This is a genomic window from Nostoc sp. DSM 114159, from assembly GCF_053470285.1.
On the sequence record NZ_JBPFEH010000001.1, the window covers coordinates 6,542,008 to 6,563,658 of the forward strand.

A 21,651-nucleotide genomic window follows, 5' to 3' on the forward strand; every position below is an offset into this window, starting at 1 on the left:
GGACATCTACAATTTTGAGCGAACAACACAAAGCATCGCCGTATTCTGTACCTAATAAATCAAGCCAAGGTAGAGAACTAGATGTAAGTTGATGAGGCAGTATGTTGCTTTATTGTTGTAACATTTTCAACAGAACCTCTGGGCTGTCCATTTTATCCATGACAACCTCAATAAAAGCAAGTTGGTCATGGTTTTGTTGAGCTGTTTGTAATGCTTTGTCTAACTGGGATTCGGTACTAACTTTAATTGCCCAGGCATTGCCAGCGAAAACTTCAGGAAGCTGATGATAATTCCAAGGTTGAATGTCGTTATAGGGCATACGTTCACCGTGAATATCACGCTCTATAGTATATCCATCATTGTTGAGTAAAAAAATAATCGGTTTTAGATTATAGCGTAAGATGGTTGAAAGTTCTTGTGCAGTCATTTGGAAAGACCCGTCACCAACTAGTAGGATAGAGCGACGTTGTGATGCGGCAATGGCACAACCAAGTAATGAACCAACAGAGTAACCAATCGAGCCCCAAAGTACTTGCCCAACGAAAGTAGCTCCTTTTGGTAAAGGAACGGTAGAAGCCCCAAACAAACAAGTTCCAGTCTCGGCAACAATAATGTCATCTTCTTGGAGAAAATGAGCAAATCTATACCAAAAATGTTGCTGCGAAATCGGTGCCGAAGAGTCGCCAACGATAGGCTCTATAAAACCAGGATCTAAATTCTCTGTTGCTGATTTGAAGTAAAGCGTTTGAGGATCGCGGTGCTGCAACCGTTGGCTTAAAGCAGAAAGCACATCTGCCATAGCGACATTGTTGTATAAAGCATGTTTAACTTTTACATACTCCCCATGCACTTCAATAGTTTGGCTGGGATCGAGTTTGGCAGAAAACTTGCCTGTGTTGAAATCAGTCATCAAAGCACCGATAGTTAAAACACAATCTGCCTGCTCAATACGTTTTCTAACAGATTCCTCACTGGCAGCACCATTATATATGCCGATGAATTGGGGGTGGCTTTCTTCTAGCAATCCTTTGCCCATGTTCATCGTGGCATAAGGGTATCCGGTAGCTGTTAGCAGTTCTCGCAATTGTTCATGCAAGTGATAACGAGCTACACCAATATCAGCAATAATCACAGGTTGGGAAGCTTTTTCCAGTATATTTACACAGACATCAACTATTTCTGCTATTGTAGCGCCATCACTCTGAAATACAGGGGGTATAAACAAATCAGATGGTGCAGAAACCTCTGTGAGAGCAACATCCATAGGTATGGAAATATAAACAGGTAATTTCTTCAGCAAACAGATACCCAAAACTCTGTCAATTTCCGTTGTTGCATTTTCCTTTGTTAAATATGCTTGAGCCACCGTTACCTGTTGATACATTCGGGCAAAGATTGAAAAATCACCAGTACCAAACGTATGATGGACAAGTGAACCAAGAGCTTGAATTTTAGTTGCAGGAGCACCAGTAATCGCTACAACCGGAACGTGTTCAGCATAAGCGCCAGCGACACCATTAATAGCACTGAGTTCACCAACACCAAAGGTAGTTACTAATGCCGCAACACCATTAATCCGACCATAACCATCGGCAGCATAAGATGCGTTAAGTTCGTTGCAAGTAGGAATTAACTCGATGCCATCGTGGTTAACAATATAGTCGAGAAATTCCATATTATAGTCTCCAGCAACGCCAAAGATATGCTTGATGCCGATTTGCTCCAGACGAAGCAATAAATAGTCGCTAACAGTAAACTTTGCCATTGTCCAAGCCCAAATTTTACCCCTTTAGAGTATGAAAACTTTAACTTAGATGCGTATCTCTGAAGTAAGAATAGGATTGTGACTTTTGCCGTTCAGCTTAAAAACTGAGCATAATCATAGACGTTTATCTAAGAAGAACTTCTACCGGAAGGTTAAAAATCAAGATAAATAGTTATTTCTAAAGAATTAAAAGTATTTCTTGTAAGTGGTTCTTGAGAAAGATGTTTTCAAGACTAGGGTTTGGTGTCCTAGTTAATATGTACAATTTAGTTTGTTCATTTTTCAAATATAAAATTGATTTTTCTATTTAGCTCGATGAAAAAATAATACTAAAGTAGCCGAAATAACGAGTACTTAGAAAATAGCCTAGTGTTGATAAAATTTTTGAAAATAATCTAGTGGGATTTTGTTCTATGAATTACCTCATTGCAGTTTTACCAAACAAATCAAAAGCAGAAGCAGCTTATTCTGCCTTAACAAATGATGGTTTATCTCCAAACCAAGTAGATATCTTGGGCAATGGTTATAAAAGTGCTGATGATTACAACCTGATTGATCCGAATCAACAAGCTCGTAAAGGAGCAAAGCGATTATTATACTGGTTAGTACCTTTTGGGTTTATTGCTGGTTATGCCTTTAATTATCTAACTGGTATTGAAATCTTTGCGCTCAGTGATATTGGCAGCCATATTATTGGCGGAATTTTAGGAGCAGCTTCTGGTGTTTTAGGGGCTTATCTAGTAGGTGGTGGAGTTGGTCTTACCGTAGGTAGTGGTGATGCTTTGCCATATCGCAATCGTTTAAATGCAGGCAAGTATTTAATAGTGGTTAAAGGAACAGAGGAGCTAACCCGACGTGCTACGGGTATCTTACGCTCTTTTGAGCCGGAAAATATTCAAGGTTATGCAGAGCCAACTAGTGCTTAAAATAAATTGCTTTTGGCAATATACGCCAAGAATTAATTGTTAGCTCAAAGTCTAGAGGAATTAACAAATAGATGTCTACAGAGAATTTAACAAATTTATCATCCGTAACTTCTAAGGGATTAGAATCTCTACAGTCTTATGGAAGTCAATCAGGTTGTTTACACGACCAGGATATACCTGAATTAGACTTATTTAGTCCACTAAAAATTCGAGATTTAATCTTGCCAAATCGCGTGGCAATGTCACCAATGTGTCAATATTCCGCAGAGAATGGAATAGCAAATGATTGGCACTTTGTTCACTTGGGGAGCAGGGCAGCTGGCGGTGTTGGTTTAATTATGGTGGAAGCAACAGCAGTAACATCCATTGGGCGAATTACACCTGGCGATCTCGGTCTTTGGGATGATACTCAGATTGAACCATTAGCACGTATTGTGCGCTTTGTTCGTCAACAAGGAGCGGTTGTAGGCATTCAATTGGCTCATGCTGGGCGAAAGGCAAGTAGTAATGTTCCTTGGCTAGGGGGTTCACCTTTAACACCCGAACAAGGCGCTTGGACTATAGTTGCACCAAGCTCAATTGGGTTTGATGCTAATAGTCCTGTTCCCATGTCCCTTGATGAGCGTGGTATTGAAGAAACCATTATCGCATTTGTGCAAGCAGCAGAGCGGGCGCTGCAAGCTGGTTTTCAAGTTATCGAAATCCACGCCGCTCATGGCTATCTATTGCATTCTTTTCTTTCACCGCTCAGTAATCAGCGAACAGACATTTACGGAGGTTCGTTAGAAAATAGAATACGTCTATTGCTAGAGGTGGCAAGACGGATACGAGATATTTTGCCTCAAGGTATGCCACTTTTTGTTCGCATCTCTGCTACTGATTGGGTAGAAGGCGGTTGGGATATTGAGCAATCAGTGATTCTATCTCGTGAACTAAAAGTATTAGGTGTTGATTTAATCGATGTTTCTACAGGCGGGTTAGTGCCTCAAGCGAAAATTCCTGTAGAGAAAGGTTATCAAGTGCCTTTTGCTGCCAAAATCAAGCAATCAGCTCAAATCAATACAGCAGCTGTAGGATTAATAAATAATGCTGAGTATGCCAATCAAATCATTACTCGTGGCTGTGCAGATTTAGTTCTCATCGGTCGAGAATTGTTGCGCGACCCATACTGGTCTATTCATGCTCAGTCTAGCTTGGATGAAACACCGAACTGGCCTGTACCTTATGGTTATGCAGTCAAACGTCAAAAACGTAAGTAGCTGTCGTAAACTTTATACACCATACAGCATACTTGAAAGAGAGACTAGGGGCTAATATCATGTCCGGTTAAAGACTTATCATTAAGACCGCAGTTCTTGCTGGGAGCAGGGGGCAGGGGGAAAGAGGTTTTCCTGGTTTTTGCACAGATGCAGGAATCATAACTAATTAGGCGGACATGATATAAGAACTAGTAGTTCGCTTTCCCCAAAATTCGCTTTAATTATTTAATGGACATAAGTACTGGAAATACCACTCAGAAAACTGCATAAAAAAACTCAACTGGATCTATTAAGTCAGTGAAGGGTTTTAAACCCAAAATCTGGAATACTGTTGCTTGCCTTTGTAGCTAAGTATCTACAGAGGTACAGGCTCCCTAGTAGTTCAGTTGAAAGTATATATTAAAAGGAAAAAGGCTTGATATGCAAAAGCAAATTTTGGGTTTGGCGATCGCATTACCAACGATATTATTCACTGCATTACCTACTTTGGCAAATCCTGTACAAGTCATTACACCTAAAGTTGGTAATTTACAACAAGTTGTGGTCAAGGGAGAGTTTCAAACTCCTGTAATTGAGAATCAACTCTCTAACCCAGGAGATGGCCAATCACCAGGCCCAACCGGTGGGAGCTCGCCGGTAAAAGGCCCAGGGCCCAGACCTCCTCGCAGAGATACATTGTTGCAACTGGGTACAGGTTTACAAAATACGATTAAGTCTAACTCCGTAAATCTGAACATAGCCAACCCCGTTCTTGGTCGCTAATATTCGGGTTAGTTTTGAGGTAATCCTTCAGCAATTTACAACTGCGAATCAGTAGATTGTCTAAATCTTGGGTTTGCAGTTCTGTGCTTTGAAGACGCCAAAGTTTAGCTGTACCATCAAAACTGGCAGAAGCCAAAAATTTCCCATCAGGGCTAAAACTGAGGCTCAATACTGCATCAGTATGGCCTGGGAGAGTTTTGAGTTCTCTGCCATCACGGTTCCAAAGTTTAATGCTTCCATCACCGCTAGCTGAGGCTATTATCTTACCATCAGGACTAAAGCTGACGCTGTAGATAGCATCAGTATGTCCTGTAAGAGTTTGTAGTAAAGTTCCATTGCTGACTTGCCAGAGTTTAATAGTTTTATCAGCACTAGCCGAGGCGAGTACTTGACCGTCAGGACTAAAACTGATGGCGTTGACAGCATTAGTATGTCCTGAAAGATTATACAGTAACTTGCCATCTTTAACTCTCCAAAGCAAAACTTTGTTATCTCTACCAGCTGAGGCCAGTACTTGACCATCAGGGCTGAAACGAACGCTCAAAACTTCAGCCGTGTGTCCTTGAAGAGTTTTAATTAAAGCTTTTTGCTGAATATTCCAAAGTTTAATGGTCATATCAGCGCTGGCACTTGCCAGAATTTGACTATTAGGGCTAAAGCTAAGACTATTGACATTGCTGCGATGACCTTGGAGGGTTTTAATCATATAGCCGTCACGAGTCCGCCAAAGTTTAATGTAATGGTCAAGACTAGCTGAGGCTAATGTCTCGCCGTCAGGGCTAAAGGCTAAACCGTAGATTTCATCGCTGTGTCCATAAACTGAAGTACTATGACCTTCTAGAGTTTGGCGCAAAGTTCCGTCACGAGTCCGCCAAAGTTCGATCGTAGTGTCTTGACCTGCGGTAGCTAGAGTTTGCCCATCGGGGCTAAAACTCACACTATAGAGTTGACCTTGAGATCCTGTGAGAGTTTTGAATAGAGGATTATCTCGCTGCCAAAGTCTAACAGTTTTATCAGCGCTAGCCGAAACTAAAGTTTGGTCATCTGGGCTAAAACTGGTGCTATATACTGCAATACTATGTCCTAATAAAGTTTGGCGTAAAGAGCCGTCCTTAGAACTCCAAAGTTTGATTGTGCTATCAGCGCTGGTGGAAGCTAGGGTTTGACCATCATGGCTGAAGTTGACGCCCAGAACCTCTGCATTGTGCGCTGCAATAATTTTCAGCAGTGTACCATCTCTGCGCCAGAGTCTCACGGTTTTATCTTTACTAGCTGAAGCTATTTGACCATCGGGGCTAAAAGCGACACTGGAAACTCCGGCGCTATGCCCAAGTAGGGTTTTTTGCAACAATCCATCGCTAACACTCCAAAGTTTAACAGTCTTATCTGCACTAGCGATCGCCAAAATTTCCCCATCAGGGCTAAAACTGACACTATTAATAAAATCCTTATATCCGCTAAAAGTTCTCAGCAAATGACCATCGCTAACTTGCCAAATTTTAGCAGTGCGATCGGCGCTACCAGTGGCGATCGTCTTACCGTTCCTAGACCAAGATAAACTCAAAACCTCCCTAGTATGACCGTTTAGCGTTCTAATTAAACCACCGTCCCTAGTTCTCCACAGCTTGACGGTACGATCGAAACTAGCAGTTGCGATCGTTTGACCATCTGGGCTGAAACTGACACTCCGCACTATATCGGTATGCCCTGTTAATGTTCGTAGCTTTGTGCCATCTCTTGCCCAAATTATGGCTGTTTTGTCGTTGCTAGCCGATACAATTGTTTTGCCGTCAGGACTGAAACTCACGCTCGATACTTCAGCGCTATGCCCTTCCAAACGGTTGCGCTCTTGGGTTCCAGAAATTACTTGTTGTAAAACATTGAGAGTCTGAGTTTGCACCTCGGCTGGTGCGCCAAAAGTGTTTTTTAGCTGTTTGCCTGCTTTAACGCTGGCAATTAATGCTTCTAGCTGCTGATGTGATAAAAGATTAGCTTGAGATGAGGCATTTAATGCTTCAATTTCTCGTAATTGGGCTGCTTGGGATTTCCAATAGGCTAAAGAGCCGAAACAGACTGCCGCTAATCCCAAAACACTGAGTGCAACTACAGCCCTTTGGGCTTGCTTGAGTCTTCTTTTCTCTTGTAGTTGCTGTTGTTTTCTTTGTACTAAACAAGCTTCAATAAACCGTTGTACATCAGCAGAAAGTTCGTCGGTATATTTAATATAGATATCTTCTGCCTCTGCTAGTCGCACTCCTTGCAACAAAAAATCAGCTTGCTGACTGCGTTGCAGCCACAATTGGGAAGCCTGTTCAATTTGCCTTTGTTTTCGCAAGCGATCGCGATTTTCTTCTAACCACCAGCGTAAAGTTGACCAATGACGGATGAGGATTTCATGGGCAACTTCTACTGTTATAGGAGCAGGGCGAGTAGGGGGAGAAATTTTTTCTTGTTCTCCTTGTCTGCTTTGTCCTTTTGTTACTTCTTCTTCTTCTAAATTCATCACTACTAACTTGGCAGCAGTTAAGGCGTTGAGGGTTTTTTCTACCAATGCGGCTGGATATTTTTTGACTATTAACTCTGATTTATGTATCCGCCTGCGAGTATCTTCAGTACCTTCACCTAATTGTGTCAAAGATAAAAAAATCCATTTAGCACATTCTTGCATTTGAGGATCGAAACTTTCGTAAACAGCCTGAGACGATCGCTCTAATGCTCCTTGAATTCCGCCTAGTTGCTCTTGATAGGTTTGTAAAGTCAACTCACCAGCAACTCGATGTTGCCATAATTGCTCTAAAACAAATTCTAGTAATGGTAAATCTCCTGGCGAACGATCTAGCTCCCGCAACAATACTTCCACCAGTTCTGGTTCTACTTTTAACCCGACTTGTTGAGCCGGGTTGAGAATCACCCGTCGATAATCATCCAAACTTAGCTTCGGTGGCACTAACACGCTGAAATCCTGCAAAGCTTTAGCCAGTGCTGGTACTTCTAAACAGGAGGCAATAAAGTCTGCCCGTAAAGTAATAATTACTTTGAAGCGATCGCCAGCATATTGCACTGCTCCCAGCAATAATTCTAAAAATAGCTCTCTGTCTGGGTTTGGAGCTAGGGTAAACAGTTCCTCAAACTGATCCACCACTAGCACCACAACTCGATGGGGTTGATTGCGTATCCAGTAAACAAATCCCTCCACCCCTTGATGAAATATTCCCTCTAACAAGAGATCGGGAGATGAAGAATAATTCTCCCCCTGCGCCCTGCTCCCTGCGCCCTGCTCCTCCTGCTCCCTGCCCCCTGCCCCCTGCTCCCTGCCCCCTGCCCCCTGCCCCCCCACTCCCCCAAGCCGCCGCGCTAAAGCTTCAAGCGGATTTCCTCCTGGGCGAATACTTCCAATCCACCATTGTTCGCTACTGGGTATTTGTTTACCCAATCGCAGTTGGGGAATTACACCAGCTTGGACAATTGAAGATTTGCCGCTTCCAGAAGCACCGATGACGGCTAAAAAAGAGCGATCGCGTAGTTGGTGAATCAATTCCTGAGTTAAGGCTTCTCTACCGTAAAAATACTGGCTATCTTCTTCAGAAAAAGCACTTAGCCCCATATAAGGGCATACTCCCAAATCTAATCCTGTGGTTGATTTTGGCGTGTTTCCGTAAGTTTTTGCTTGGAGAATTTCTATAATGCCTTGTGTGCCTGATAGCCAGATGTAAAGAGTCACACCGCTACCTGCCAAGGATAATTGTAATTGAGCGATCGCTCCGGCGGCTGAGAGTCCATCTGTTTGCGTTGCCGCCATCAAAGTATCGAGAAATTTTTGGGCGAAGCGTTCTGGTGCATCAGCAGGTGAGGCGTAGGCTATGATACATTGTCCTTGGTGGGAGTCAATTTGCAAATCTTCTACCCAATCTTGCAAGGATGTATTAGCTACAGGACAATCGAGGATAATAATTTGTTGAGCGTTGCAAAGACGCAGCTGTTGTTTCAACCAGGAACGCTTGATACGGATATTTTCTCCTAGTAATAAGCATTCGCCTGTTTCAGTTTCTTCAATTCGTCCCCGCAGATAAAGTAGAATAACTTCTGATGCTGGTTGTTGTAAATGACTAGCGATCGCTTCTTTGAGGCGATCGGCAGATACTTTTGCTGCTGGCAAATACTCTAGTGTAAAATCCCCTGTATTTCCGAGAAATTTGCTAATATCTAGCGTTGTTTTGCTAACTGATAATCCCTCTACTACTATTCCTATCCGACGCATCCCAAGAGTTACTGTAGTTAATCCTCTGCCTACAATTAGTTCTCCGACTCCTTCAACAATTCGTTTGGGAGTTTGCAACGGATATTCTCGAAAAATTTGAGTTTCTCCTTTATTTTTTTTCTGCTGATTAATCAGCCGTAACTGTTGATTACTTTTATCTATATATTGGAGAGTTTTATGATATACATATCGATACAAATTATCCACATAAATTAAGCCTTGGCTATCTGCTGCCTCACCTTGCAATCCTTTCATTAAATAATAAGTAAACACCCCATATCCCAATTCGGGAAACTCCCAAGATTGCTGGTTAGCATCACAAGAAAGCAAAGCATAAAAACCTTTACTTTTAGCAGCACGCTGCTGTAATACTTCAACCATTTTTGGTGTAGCATTCAGCAATGATTCTATTGTTGTACCTCTGAGTGTCATCCCGCCACTATGACAAGCATCTAGCCAAACAAGCTGATTTTGCGCTCCGCTATTACCCAACAATAGCAAAAGTTCTTGCAAAGCTAAAGCTGTGTTTTGCAGATCGGATTTTTGAGTATCTGCTAAACACAAAAATGCTTGCTGTGTGTTTAGTTCTACAATCCCATGTCCAGAAAAATAAAATAGAATAGTATCAATAGGTTGAGCCGCAGTGGTAATTTGGCGGAGACTGGCACGGATGTTTTCTAAAGATGGTGGTTGCGGTGCAAAATCATGGTGTATTGTTACCTCTGTTTGAGTAAATTGTGCAGAAGCATCTACTAATGCTTCTGCTAAACCTTGACAATCTACTGTTGAATAACTAAGGCTGGGTAGTCCGTCATCTTGATATTGATTGACTCCCACCAACATTAACCATAGCTTAGGAATTGCAGTTTGTTTGACTGAAGTTGAGCGACTGGGAATCCCAATTGGTGACATTATAGTAATCCTAAATGAGGTTTCAGGTTTTTACTGGGTAATACCATTTTTTTTGTGAAGCTGCATATATTTACCCCCCGGCTGTCGCCGTCCCCCGATGCCTTGGGGGGACTATAGGGGGGTCTTGTTATATGCACCAAAATATTTGTAAAGATGCTAAAACTTTCTCAAAAAGTCCTTCATTCGTAATGATATGCTATTTGTACTGTAAGCTAAAACTAGCATAAACTTACAACTTAGATAAGATTGCTATACAGAATTAATCAAAGCTCAATTGTAGTCCTCAGCCGCTAACTTTTCTATCTAAAGAATTGTGATATATTAAGAGGATTATCTTACCAGTACAGTAACCATTGACCATCACAAAATAACCCATGACCTTGTAGAGTTATTCTTTCATCGTCAGGATAAATGTAAGTAGTTGGTGCAATCTGATGAAGTGTATGTCCGCTGTGTAAAACAATTTCACCAACTTTGTAACGATGAAAAGTTCTAGTTCTAAATCGTTTAACAATGTTTATATCACCTGCGATCGCTTGGCTATAATCATTGATATAGTTAAAATCCCAAACATTCAAGCCACCGCCACTTTTAGGCAGTTTAATTGGTAAAGTAAAGGATATTGTGTTTACAGTATCGAGTTTATCTTCATCCCATTTGAGGTTTCGGTACTGCAAATCGAAATGTGTAGTGGCATTTGGTTTAGTAATAAGATTAGCATCTTGCCAAATATGAAAACCTGGCAATGCTGCACCTGCTTTATACACTACAGGGTTTATAAGCGTCTGCTCTAAATATTCTTTGACTAACTTATAAAGCCAACCTAAACGTTCTTCTAGTATTAGATTATGTTCGCGAGCTATAGTATAATAATCTCTAGAAAAATTAGGTTCATTTAAGAAATCTAAGTAACTAGCCGTACCTAAAGTATAGAAAAATTTTGGAGATTTTCCTCGTTTTATCCATAATTCTTTTAAACTATGAATTACAGAACAAATATCATTACACTGTTCGACTGTCACAATTTTTTCTGAGAAAATTTCATTACTCGAATCTGTATACCAACTAATATTATTTCCTGTAATATCTTCTGTCAGCAAAGCTAATAGCGAATCTGTTATTTTACCATCTGCCCGAATATCATATCCATCGTATCCCGGCATTGGATTAACTTCTAAACACCAGTATTCTAAAGAGTTAGTAACTTTAAAATCCCAACCTGCAAACTTTAACCCTAATGCGGCAGTTGCATTAATAATTTTTTGGTGTAAAGCTTCTGGTAACTCCCACTCGATATACTCAGCTTCTTCATGAAAATGGCGATAGTCTACCTGTGGACATTTTATCAATTCTGCGTGAACTCTATTACCCACTACGTGCGCGCGCACATCAGCACCCTGTACATATCTTTGTAAATGAACTGGGCCTGCGTCTGGGTGGAAATCGAGAAACTCCTCTGATTTTACCAATCTGCTATCAGCACGAACACCCGATGTTGTCTTAACAATTGTTAATCCAGCGTTAGCAAACTCAGCTAGAATTTCTGGATTGGAACTGGTAACGCTATCAGCAACTTGAAAACCTAAAGATTGCAGATGAAATTCATGAAGCGGTTTTGAGAAATTATTACCACCAGCACCAGGGCGATTAATTACGTTACCGGGAATATGTTCTAGCCAACAGCAAAGTGCAGCAAGAAGACTTTTCCATCGCATCGCATCTTGTAAATCTGATTGTACGGTTGAAAGGTCAATCAAGCGACAATAATAAGAACCATGAGGATTTAATATGTACTTTTCGCTAGAAAAACTTATCCAACTTTGATTATCATCGGGTAATGCTAGCCGCCAATCTCCATTTTGAATCACTTCGCGTAAATTAATTACTTGTACTTCGACACCACGAGATTTAGCGTAGTTAACAAAATGACAAAAAGTGCGATCTGAATCAAGGCCAATTGCATAAATCATGAGAAAATAGTCTCCAAAAGTGCGGGAGCAAAATCCGACCAAACAAACTGTATTTCTTCCAAAGATGGATAAGGGTTGATACGAGCAATATTGGCACTTTCTAGGTTGCTATCAATACTCCAAGTTACAGTACCAAATACCAAATCTAAATTTCTTAGCAGCGAAATACTTTTTTGTTCTAACTGTAAATGTTCTAGAGATGTATTGGTGCAACGCCATGCTTTATCTTCTAAAACAACAACAATTTCATATTCCAGGTTAGCCGAAACCCAACTTGCGCGAAATGGCCCCACCCCTTCAGGGATTTGTGGATACGCAGCAGTATTATAAGTAGTTAAATCTTGGAGATACCATTGTTTATCAAGTAATGCTTGCGGCGATGGTGGAACTTGTGAAGAGAATACTTCTAGATTGCTAGTATAACCAGCCTTTAATTTAGTCAAGTTAGAAGAATATGATAAATTACCCCAAAGACTGTTTGCGGTTGGACGATTAATTACTGTTGATTTAGATAATGTCATCGCTGCCCATAAAGTAGCAAGACACTCATCATAAATAAAAGAATCATCAAAACTAGTGCGAATCGGCGTCTGTGGCGGAATACGTAAAATAACTGGGATTTCTGGTGTAATAGATAATTTTTCAGAAGTAACACTGATAGAAAACATTCTTGCAGCATTGCAAACATCTAAAACTTGACTCGTATAACCTTTTTGTCTAACCAATTCGTTAACTGCTTGACAAAAAATGTCATCACTCGAACCAATAATTAATAAATCCATAGTATTTAGTCGCTCGTTTCTTTCATGGAAGGCTTAGAGGATGTTTGAAAAGTCATGATTGATGTATCAAATATTTTTTTACCCCTCCCTAACCCTCCCCGTATGTATTGGGGAGGAAACCAGATTTTTCTTGTTTCCCCCCTTTATAAGCGATGCCCTGAGCTTGTCGAAGGGGGGGGATTAAGGGGGGGTAAAAACGTAATTAAAAGCACAGTCAACCACTTTTCAAACAACCTCTTAGATTCCCGACTTCTTCAAAAAGTCGAGAATCTGTATTTTCAATCTCTATTCTTTAGAAGATTGGCTTGTTAGCTTTAATTAAAGTTTGAGGACGCACATTTTGTAGTACAGGAACTTTCAGTTGATCTGCTGGTAAAATAACTGGATTGACTCTATCTAGAAAAGCACCACCACAGTTACCACTTTCGCAAGTCTCTTTACTATCCTTACCTTTATCGCTAGAATCTTTGCCTTTATCACTCGATTCTTTTGTTTTACCACCGTCAGTTTCTAAAATACTATTCAACGGTCGTTGATTCAAATTATGAAGAGTATCGCGACGGGCAGAATTAGTAATAAAAGGCTTATTGGATACGCTACCATGAGAATTTACTTGGGGGATAGATTCAGCTTTAGCTACAGTACTAATAATTGAACTAGCTATTGCTAAACCTATTACTAATGCTAAACGTGTAGAAGTTGAACTTGTAATTTTCATTTTGATTCTCCTTTAAGTTGGTTTATTGCTTTTGTTGTTGTGACTGAATTTTTCAAGTTTATACGGCTACTTAAGTTTCATCTTTTTTTCTCCTACAACTCATTCGTTACAGGTTCAAAAAAGATTACTTTATTAAGTAAATTGCGATCGTATGAAAACTATTGAAAAAATCAAATTAAAGTTTTCAGTTTTCACCCTTCACTTACTCAATAGGTTTGCTTTGATATTTTTATGCAGTCTTGGCAAAATTTTTGAAAATTGTTTTTTGAGAATAATTCAGTTTTGAATACAAATAGACAAACCCCGCAAAAGCGAGGTTTAATGCTGGGATAAATTTTACATTTTGCAGCAGTTTTGAAGTACAAAGCTATGGATTTTGAGGCAATAACTAGAAACTATTTCTATCTTATTTTCAGTCTTGCTTTGTGTACCTCACCCTGCGGGTTCAGCAGTCGCTCATGGGGGGAACCCCGAAGAGTGCGCTGCTTCACTTACTTGCAAACTTCTCTATTGTTGTTATACCGTTTCTTTGTGAAGCTGCATATAATTCACCCCCCGGCTATCGCCGTCCCCCCTTATCAAGGGGGGACTACAGGGGGGTATTATTATGTGCATCTTCATACAGAATTGGTATTAGAGTAATAATTAATGCTGATTTTTAGCGATCGCTTATCTCACTCTTGTTTGCTTTTGAAAGTATTCACGAGAATAGTAATTCTGCCTGCCACTATTATCTAAAAACTGCGTATAGCCTTGCAACATTAATTCTTGACCAGCAGATCCTAAGGTTAAGAAGGAATTTGCGAACCCTTTATTATAGTTGGCTGTTGCATATTTATGATTAGTATCTTGGACATTAATACCATAGGTAACTAATGGTGCAGTTCCCCAATCACAATCACTAGGATGACATTTGCCAAACACCTTAATATTTAATTTATTGCTACCACTTGAGGTAATTACTAAACGAGTAATATTAGAAGTGTTGGCATCTTTATTTACCCAAGTACCAATAAAGTCAGCAGGTACAGCTAAAGCAGGACTGATTAAAGCGGTAGTTAAGATGCTACTAGCAGCAATAATACTCAAAGAACGTTTCAACATTTTAGTCACACTCCATTATTCGTAATTGTTTTTGTAATTTATTGATAAGTAGACACGATTACCAGTTGGCTAAGTATAAAATATTTCATCGAAGTCGAAATATAATCCTCACACCTTGTAGTAAAGTTTGTGTAGGCGTCCTTTAACGCCTTCAGTCTTCCTATAGGTTGGGTTCCATTTTTTTATGCACCCTCGGCAAAGCATCATTGAAATTTTTTCGACTTTTGTGCAATTTGACGCCGATCGCTTCAGTGGTTGGGCGACGGAATCAAAGCTACGTCGCAGTATGCAAAGTTGTCTCAACCGCACGCCTCAAGAAACTTCGGAAAATTTTTGGATTTTATATTGGTATAAATTTTGGCTCGTTCCTGAAACAACGCTACTAGCTAAACAGCATCTGGCGGCTTACTTGCAAGAATCCTGTTATTGGGCATCCCAAAAAACAGTTAACAGTTTTGCGAGTACTCAGTACAAGTTATCTGACTGTTTTCAAATTGCGATCGCTCAAGTTGATAAAGTCCTCAAAGGATTTAATCCAGATCGAGGCTTTATTTTAAAAAACTACGCTAGTGCCCTTTTTAGCAGTGCTATTCGGGAAAATTTACGCCAAAATCGTGAAATTGATATTTGTACAGATTGGGGACTATTACGAAAAATCACTAAAAAGTTTTTGGTAGAGTCTTTACAAAATGCAGGTTTATTGCCAGAAGATATTAACGATTATGTCCTTGCTTGGAACTGTTTCAAAAGTATATATATCCCAACACAAAAAGGCACTTCTCGCCAAATTCCTCAACCAGACAATGAGATTTGGGAGGCGATCGCGAAAGCTTATAATTCACAAAGTGGTCAGCAAGTCAATTCTCAAACCCTAGAAAAGTGGCTTTTAACTGCTGCTAAAGCCGCACGCCGCTATCGTTATTTTCCCGTTGACTCTCTCAATATCCCTAAAGGGAATGATGATTCGTGGGAGTGGCTTGATAATATTCCCGGAACACAACAAGAATCTCTAATTAATGAAATTCTTGCCCAAGAAGAAGAACAAACAAGAAACTTTCAACAAACTGAGATTAACAAAGTTTTAGTGGCTGCGATCGCTCAACTCGAACCGCAAGTACAAGAGATTTTACAACTTTATTATGCTCAAGAACTAACTCAAGACAAAATTGCCAAACAATTACAAATACAGCAATATACTGTCTCGCGGCGACTAAAAAAAGCCCAAGAAACTTTGTTACGCTTTTTAGCTAATTGGAGTAAAGATAGTTTGCATATTTCCGTTACTTCAGACCTACTCAAGAGTATAAACATACTAATGGAGGAATGGTTGAAAAATTACTATGGTGGATAACTGGGGAGTGGGGACAAGGGGAGTTAAAACCTCGTTCATCCACCTCAAAACCTCGTTAATCTAGCTACTTACAACATTTCATTAATTCGTAGTGAATTCTCTACGTCCCTTTGCGAACCTATGCGTTTAAATTTCAACCCTCAATTCGCAACGATTTTACGCAAAGCTGAACTTAGAACCTCAACCCCAATCCCCAACTCCTATGACTACTGTATTTACTTTCGCTAACCCAACAGATATGGTTTTGGAAATCCCTACAACTACCCAAAACCAAACAGATTTACACAGCCAAGCTTTTTCTAATCCTAATTCTCGCTATCAAGCTTATATTAATCAACTTTGCCTGGGTGCTATTTTGCTATGGTTGCAAGAAGATTGGACACCACAGACAAAGGTTTGGCCAACTACCACAGCTTTACCCAGTTTCTGGGAACTGGTTAATGGAATTGCACTCACGCTTGAGACAACAAGATTAGTCTTAGTTCCTAGTGAAGCAATTGATTTGAGTGAATTGCGAGTACCTCAAGAATGGGTGGATATTCCTAGTTGGGTAGGTGATTATTATTTAGCTGTGCAAGTTGAACCAGACGAAGGCTATGTTAAGGTTTGGGGTTATTGTAGCCATGAACAACTGAAAACTCAAGGCAGTTATGATGCCAGCGATCGCACTTATTCTCTGGATGCTACTGATATAATCAACGACATCAGCGTTTTAGCTACAGCGCGTCAATTGTGCCCAGAAGAACCCACCCGTAGGCCTATTGAAAAGATTCCGAGCTTATCGCCACAACAGGCCCAAAATTTAATTGCCCGTCTGGGAAACCCGGAAATACTTACACCCCGCCAAGAAATCCCTTTTCAACTGTGGGGTGGATTAATTCAACATGGCGGCTGGCGACAAAATTTATATCAACGACGCTTAGGATTACCAGAACAGTGGTCAGTTATCCAATGGTTGCAAAGCGGTGTTTCCCAAGTTGCTGAGGCTGTTGGTTGGGGAAGCTTTGATTTACAACTAAGTGCTGCTGGGGCGCGGGGTGGGGAAGGCACACAACTAAGTACTATTCTCTCTCGTCGGTTGGCGATCGCAGGTCAAATTTACGAACTTTTAATTATACCACAAGGCGAGCCAGATGCAACTATTTGGCGTTTTGAATTACGTAATGCTGCGATCGGTGCAGCTATTCCCGGTGGTTTTAAACTCCGATTACTTACCGAAGATTTACAGCCTTTTCCCAATAATGAAGATGTAGCTGCAACGGCTGTAGAACAACTCTACGTAGAAGTTGCCTTAGAAGCAGGAGAAAGCATAGTCTGGGAAATAGAACCTTTTCCGGACAATTATAATTGGGAAATACTCAAGTTTTAAAGTTCCTTGGTTCAAAACAGGAGTGACGACACCCGCTCCCAAAGTTAACCCAAACCTGCCACTGGTTCAAATATGCGTTCCAGTAAGGCTCACTGTCAGCAATCCCAACAGCCTCGCCAACTTAGGAGACTAGCTGTTGGTAGAACATTTTTGAGGCAGAAACAAGCTTGAAACCTATGCAAAGCAAAGAAAATACACATCCGCATATAGCATTTCGGCTCTTTTTTGGCTACTTTTTGTTTAAGTCCCACTAACAGCTCCTTTCAAAACTGAAATTACTAAAAAAATCGATTGAGGTAGGTAAAAGTTATGGCAAATATCATTGGAACCAACGGTAACGATACCCTATACGGCAATGGCTATGACAACACCTTGACTGGTGGAGGTGGTAACGATATTTACAACTATGATAGTAATTATACTATCACCGATTTTGGTGGAGTAGGTAAAGGTGTAAACCCCTCAGCAGCAGTCATTGCCGAAGTAGACACTCTAAATTTCGCTGGGAGCGACGGCTTTACTGCTCGAAATTTAATACTGACCCAGAATGGCAGCAATCTAGAAATTACCTTTGACGCGGCGGACTATAGCCCCAAACTCATCCTGCAAAACTTTGCTTTAGAAAACCTGGATAACCTAAGCTTATCTACAGGAGCCACTGTAGACTTGGGCAATATCATATTTGATGGGCAAACTACCATTACTGACAGCTTTGATGTCTTCAATGCCAACTCCACTCAAAGTACTATCTTCAATAAGAATACAATCACCTTCCTTAACGACCTGAACAATAATGTTAGCGGCTTTGACAACTCAGATGATGTCATCAATGGTCAGGGGGGTGATGACAAAATCGACGGCAAAAGTGGCAATGATTTTCTGCGGGGTGGCGCAGGTAATAATACTTTGATTGGTGGTGTGGGCAATGATATCTTAGATGTTAAATATTCAACAGGCAATAACATCCTCAACGGTGGCACTGATGATGATTACTTGAATGCAGGGGCAACATCCGGTAATAACCTGCTATTTGGTGGCGATGGCAATGATAATCTCTCCACCTCTTACGTTTCTCAAAACCCTTATAATTATACAGCCTCATCAGGTAATAACACCCTCAACGGTGGCGCTGGTGACGATTACTTGGATGCTGAATCTCCAAAAGGCAATAACCTGCTATTTGGTGGCGATGGCAATGATACTCTCTCCACCTCTGGTGTTTTTACTTATAGAGCTGCTCCTAATTTTATCTCATCAGGCAATAACACCCTCAATGGTGGCGCTGGTAACGATTACTTGATGGCTGAGGCTTCATCCGGCAATAACCTGCTATCTGGTGGCGATGGCAATGACGATCTTGATATCTCTGGTATTCCCACTTTCTACGGTTTTATAGACTTGTCTTCAGGCAATAATACTCTCAACGGTGGTGCTGGTGACGATACTTTGAGGGCTGAGGATTCAACAGGAAATAACTTCCTCTTTGGGGACGATGGCAATGATTCTTTCTATCTAAATTTAGAGAATCAAACGGTAGATGGGGGTCAGGGTGACGATTTGTTGTCCGTTGATTACAGTTATTACAGCGCTGCTACAGCAGGGATTACAACGACATTCAATCCTACTACTAACACTGGCTCAATTAGGTCGGGTACGAATCAGGTTAATTATAAGAATATCGAACGATTAAATATCTCAGGTACAGAATACAATGACAACATTGTAGGGAACAGTGGCAACGATACCCTCTCCACGGGCAATAGTGGCAATGATACCATAGATGGGGGTGAGGGTGACGATGTACTGTCCGTAAATTACAATAATGTTACAGAGGGAATTACAACGACATTCAATCCTACTACTAACATTGGTTTAATTAAAGCAAATACGAATCAGGTTAGTTACAAGAATATCGAACGATTAAATATCTCAGGTACAGAATACAATGACAACATTGTGGGGAACAGTGGCAACGATACTCTCTCTACGGGCAATGGTGGTAATGATACCATAGATGGGGGTGAGGGTGACGATGTACTGTCCGTCAATTACAACGGTAGTGCGGCGATCGCAACAACTTACAACGTCACTACTAACACTGGCTTAATTAGGTCGGGTACGAATCAGGTTAATTACAAGAATATCGAACGATTAAATATCTTAGGTACAGACTACAATGACCGAATTGTGGGCAACAGTGGCAACGATACCCTCTCCGGGGGCAGTGGTAATGATACTTTAACTGGTGGCGCTGGTAATGATGAATTTGTTTACAACGCTGAATTGGTTTACAACAAAAATACTGATACTATTACCGATTTCGCTGGTGTGGGTAAAGGCTCAAATCCCTCAGCAAAGGTAATTGCCTCCTTAGACACCTTGCAATTTACAAGTTCTGGATTCACTCCTCAAAATCTGCAATTAACTCAAAATGGCAACAACTTAGAAATCACTTTTGAAAATATCACTTATAGCAAAGTCATTCTGCAAAACTTCAAATTAGAAAACTTGGATAATTTGCCAGCAACTTCTTCACGACCTGCTATTGGCAATATCCTCTTTTATGGACAAACTACTGTCACTGACAGTTTTGATGTGTTTGATGCAAATTCCACTCAAGCTAACCTGTTCAATAAGAACACTGTTACTTTTTTGAATGACCTCGATAACAATATTACGGCTTTTGACAACTCTAATGATGTCATCAATGGTCAAGGAGGTAATGACATCATCGACGGATTGAGTGGTAATGACATCATTAGAGGTGGTACAGGCGATGATACTCTGATTGGCGGTGCAGGCAATGATACTCTGATTGGTGGTGCAGGCAATAATATCCTTGACGCAGATGCAGGTGACGATATATTGAATGTTAACAGTTCAATAGGTAATAACATCTTAGAAGGAGGTGTCGGCGACGATCGCTTGAGTGCTAACGCTTCAACAGGCGATAATCTGCTCTCTGGGGGTGATGGCAATGATTCTCTTGACATCTCTGGCAGCTACATGAAGAGATCTAGTAGCGACTCCTCCGATTCTCGCTCCACAGGTAATAACACACTACTTGGAGGTGCAGGTAACGATACCTTGAATGGTAGCGGTTCAACAGGCAATAATCTGCTCTCTGGGGGTGATGGCAATGATTCTCTTGACATCTCTGGCGGCTACTATTACTCCTCCGGTTTTGACTACTCCTCCGATTCTCGCTCCACAGGTAATAACACACTACTTGGAGGTGCAGGTAACGATACCTTGAATGGTAGCGGTTCAACAGGCAATAATCTGCTCTCTGGGGGCGATGGCAATGATTCTCTTAACATCTCTGGCAGCGACCCTACTCTTTCGATAGTTAATAACACCCTTAACGGTGATGCTGGTGACGATACCTTGGATGCTACCAATACAAAAGGTAATAACCTGCTTTCTGGGGGTGATGGCAATGATTCTCTTAACATCTCTGGCAACTACAACAAATATAGGGACTCCTCCGACTCTCGCTCCACAGGTAATAACACACTACTTGGAGGTACAGGTAACGATACCTTGGATGGTAGCGGTTCAACAGGCGATAATCTGCTTTCTGGAGGCGATGGCAATGATTCTCTTAACATCTCTGGCGACTACAGTTACTCCTCCATCTTTAACGCCTCCTCTGACTATCGCTCCACAGGTAATAACACACTACTTGGAGGTGTAGGTGACGATACTTTGGGTGCTACCAATGCAAAAGGTAATAACCTGCTTTCTGGGGGTGATGGCAATGATTCCTTCAATTTAGGCATCACATCCTCAGATGATATCCCCTCTGATTTAGCGACTCAAACAGTAAATGGGGGTAATGGCAACGATTTGTTATCCATGTATTGCTCTTATGCTACAAAAGGGATTACTTCGACTTTTAATGCTAGTACTAACACCGGATCGGTTAGGGCAGATACGTATCTAGTTAATTACAACAATGTCGAAAGATTAAATATTTCAGGTACAAACTACAATGACTTGATTGTGGGGGGCAACGGCAATGATACCCTGACAGGTGGAAAGGGTAATGACAGCTTAATTGGAGGGAATGGTACTGATACCTTTGTTTTCTATAATTATAATGAAGGTGTTGACGATCTTTATGACTTCAACGCCACTAATGACTTGATTCAAATATCAGCTTTTTCTTTTGCTGGCGGGTTATCAAAAGGTTCACTTTCAGCTAATCAGTTTACCCTGGGAACATCTGCAACGACAAGCAATCAACGATTTATCTATGACTTTATTACAGGTGGACTGTACTTTGACCAAGATGGTAGTGCGGCTGGGTTTAGTCAGATAAAATTTGCACAACTATCTGCTGGACTGTCACTAACCGAAAAGAATTTTGTGGTTGTTTAATCGAAATTAGCGCTCTCTTGCCATCAACCGCTACGGTTTGCGAGGTGCTATTTTTAGCATCTCGTATTCCATTGCTGAATGCAAGTCAGAAT

The 21,651-nt window shown here is 40.9% G+C and carries 12 protein-coding genes; 6 read left to right on the forward strand and 6 right to left on the reverse strand.

Annotated elements, in window-relative coordinates; genetic code table 11:
- Nucleotides 1-109 precede the first annotated feature (109 nt).
- Nucleotides 110-1,765, reverse strand: a complete 1,656-nt coding sequence (locus tag ACR5KR_RS27690; RefSeq protein ID WP_448268708.1) for an alpha-keto acid decarboxylase family protein — start codon at nt 1,763-1,765, stop codon at nt 110-112.
- Nucleotides 1,766-2,178: 413 nt separating this feature from the next.
- On the opposite strand from ACR5KR_RS27690, the gene ACR5KR_RS27695 reads away from it, so the two are divergent.
- From ACR5KR_RS27695 to ACR5KR_RS27705, 3 genes are all read left to right on the forward strand, one after another.
- A complete protein-coding gene (locus tag ACR5KR_RS27695; RefSeq protein ID WP_448268709.1) occupies nt 2,179-2,691 on the forward strand; it encodes a hypothetical protein in 513 nt (170 codons plus the stop codon).
- 71 nt (nt 2,692-2,762) lie between these two features.
- Entirely contained in the window at nt 2,763-3,950 is a 1,188-nt protein-coding gene (locus ACR5KR_RS27700) for an NADH:flavin oxidoreductase/NADH oxidase (protein ID WP_448268710.1), read from the forward strand.
- A 420-nt stretch (nt 3,951-4,370) separates the two neighbouring features.
- Nucleotides 4,371-4,712, forward strand: a complete 342-nt coding sequence (locus tag ACR5KR_RS27705) for a hypothetical protein (protein ID WP_445628448.1) — start codon at nt 4,371-4,373, stop codon at nt 4,710-4,712.
- Here ACR5KR_RS27705 and ACR5KR_RS27710 read toward each other — a convergent pair.
- From ACR5KR_RS27710 to ACR5KR_RS27730, 5 genes are all read right to left on the reverse strand, one after another.
- On the reverse strand, nt 4,666-9,882 hold the full coding sequence (locus ACR5KR_RS27710) for an nSTAND1 domain-containing NTPase (RefSeq protein ID WP_448268711.1): 5,217 nt from the start codon (nt 9,880-9,882) through the stop codon (nt 4,666-4,668). The two genes, ACR5KR_RS27705 and ACR5KR_RS27710, sit on opposite strands and share 47 nt — an antisense overlap.
- Nucleotides 9,883-10,217: 335 nt before the next feature.
- Complete coding sequence (locus ACR5KR_RS27715) at nt 10,218-11,852, reverse strand: ATP-grasp domain-containing protein (RefSeq protein ID WP_448268713.1); 1,635 nt, start codon at nt 11,850-11,852, stop codon at nt 10,218-10,220.
- Nucleotides 11,849-12,634, reverse strand: a complete 786-nt coding sequence (locus ACR5KR_RS27720; protein WP_448268714.1) for a hypothetical protein — start codon at nt 12,632-12,634, stop codon at nt 11,849-11,851. The genes ACR5KR_RS27715 and ACR5KR_RS27720 overlap by 4 nt, the downstream gene beginning before the upstream one ends.
- A 292-nt stretch (nt 12,635-12,926) precedes the next feature.
- Nucleotides 12,927-13,352, reverse strand: a complete 426-nt coding sequence (locus tag ACR5KR_RS27725) for a hypothetical protein (protein WP_448268715.1) — start codon at nt 13,350-13,352, stop codon at nt 12,927-12,929.
- 669 nt (nt 13,353-14,021) lie between these two features.
- A complete protein-coding gene (locus tag ACR5KR_RS27730) occupies nt 14,022-14,456 on the reverse strand; it encodes a hypothetical protein (protein ID WP_448268717.1) in 435 nt (144 codons plus the stop codon).
- 184 nt (nt 14,457-14,640) lie between these two features.
- Here ACR5KR_RS27730 and ACR5KR_RS27735 point away from each other — a divergent pair, with 184 nt between their 5' ends.
- The 3 genes from ACR5KR_RS27735 to ACR5KR_RS27745 all read left to right on the forward strand — a co-directional run bounded on the left by ACR5KR_RS27735 (nt 14,641) and on the right by ACR5KR_RS27745 (nt 21,559).
- The gene (locus ACR5KR_RS27735) at nt 14,641-15,807 is read left to right on the forward strand and encodes a sigma-70 family RNA polymerase sigma factor (protein ID WP_448268718.1); all 1,167 of its coding nucleotides are present in this window, start codon (nt 14,641-14,643) and stop codon (nt 15,805-15,807) included.
- A 202-nt stretch (nt 15,808-16,009) separates the two neighbouring features.
- Nucleotides 16,010-17,176 (forward strand): DUF1822 family protein, encoded by a 1,167-nt coding sequence (locus ACR5KR_RS27740; RefSeq protein ID WP_445628454.1) that lies wholly within the window; start codon nt 16,010-16,012, stop codon nt 17,174-17,176.
- A 309-nt stretch (nt 17,177-17,485) separates the two neighbouring features.
- The gene (locus ACR5KR_RS27745) at nt 17,486-21,559 is read left to right on the forward strand and encodes a beta strand repeat-containing protein (protein ID WP_448268719.1); all 4,074 of its coding nucleotides are present in this window, start codon (nt 17,486-17,488) and stop codon (nt 21,557-21,559) included.
- Nucleotides 21,560-21,651: the final 92 nt, after the last annotated feature.

Coding starts and splice junctions, on each gene's coding strand:
- ACR5KR_RS27690 (WP_448268708.1), bottom strand. CDS start 1,765: ATGGCAAAGTTTACTGTTAGCGACTATTTATTGCTTCGTCTGGAGCAA.
- ACR5KR_RS27695 (WP_448268709.1), top strand. CDS start 2,179: ATGAATTACCTCATTGCAGTTTTACCAAACAAATCAAAAGCAGAAGCA.
- ACR5KR_RS27700 (WP_448268710.1), top strand. CDS start 2,763: ATGTCTACAGAGAATTTAACAAATTTATCATCCGTAACTTCTAAGGGA.
- ACR5KR_RS27705 (WP_445628448.1), top strand. CDS start 4,371: ATGCAAAAGCAAATTTTGGGTTTGGCGATCGCATTACCAACGATATTA.
- ACR5KR_RS27710 (WP_448268711.1), bottom strand. CDS start 9,882: ATGTCACCAATTGGGATTCCCAGTCGCTCAACTTCAGTCAAACAAACT.
- ACR5KR_RS27715 (WP_448268713.1), bottom strand. CDS start 11,852: ATGATTTATGCAATTGGCCTTGATTCAGATCGCACTTTTTGTCATTTT.
- ACR5KR_RS27720 (WP_448268714.1), bottom strand. CDS start 12,634: ATGGATTTATTAATTATTGGTTCGAGTGATGACATTTTTTGTCAAGCA.
- ACR5KR_RS27725 (WP_448268715.1), bottom strand. CDS start 13,352: ATGAAAATTACAAGTTCAACTTCTACACGTTTAGCATTAGTAATAGGT.
- ACR5KR_RS27730 (WP_448268717.1), bottom strand. CDS start 14,456: ATGTTGAAACGTTCTTTGAGTATTATTGCTGCTAGTAGCATCTTAACT.
- ACR5KR_RS27735 (WP_448268718.1), top strand. CDS start 14,641: ATGCACCCTCGGCAAAGCATCATTGAAATTTTTTCGACTTTTGTGCAA.
- ACR5KR_RS27740 (WP_445628454.1), top strand. CDS start 16,010: ATGACTACTGTATTTACTTTCGCTAACCCAACAGATATGGTTTTGGAA.
- ACR5KR_RS27745 (WP_448268719.1), top strand. CDS start 17,486: ATGGCAAATATCATTGGAACCAACGGTAACGATACCCTATACGGCAAT.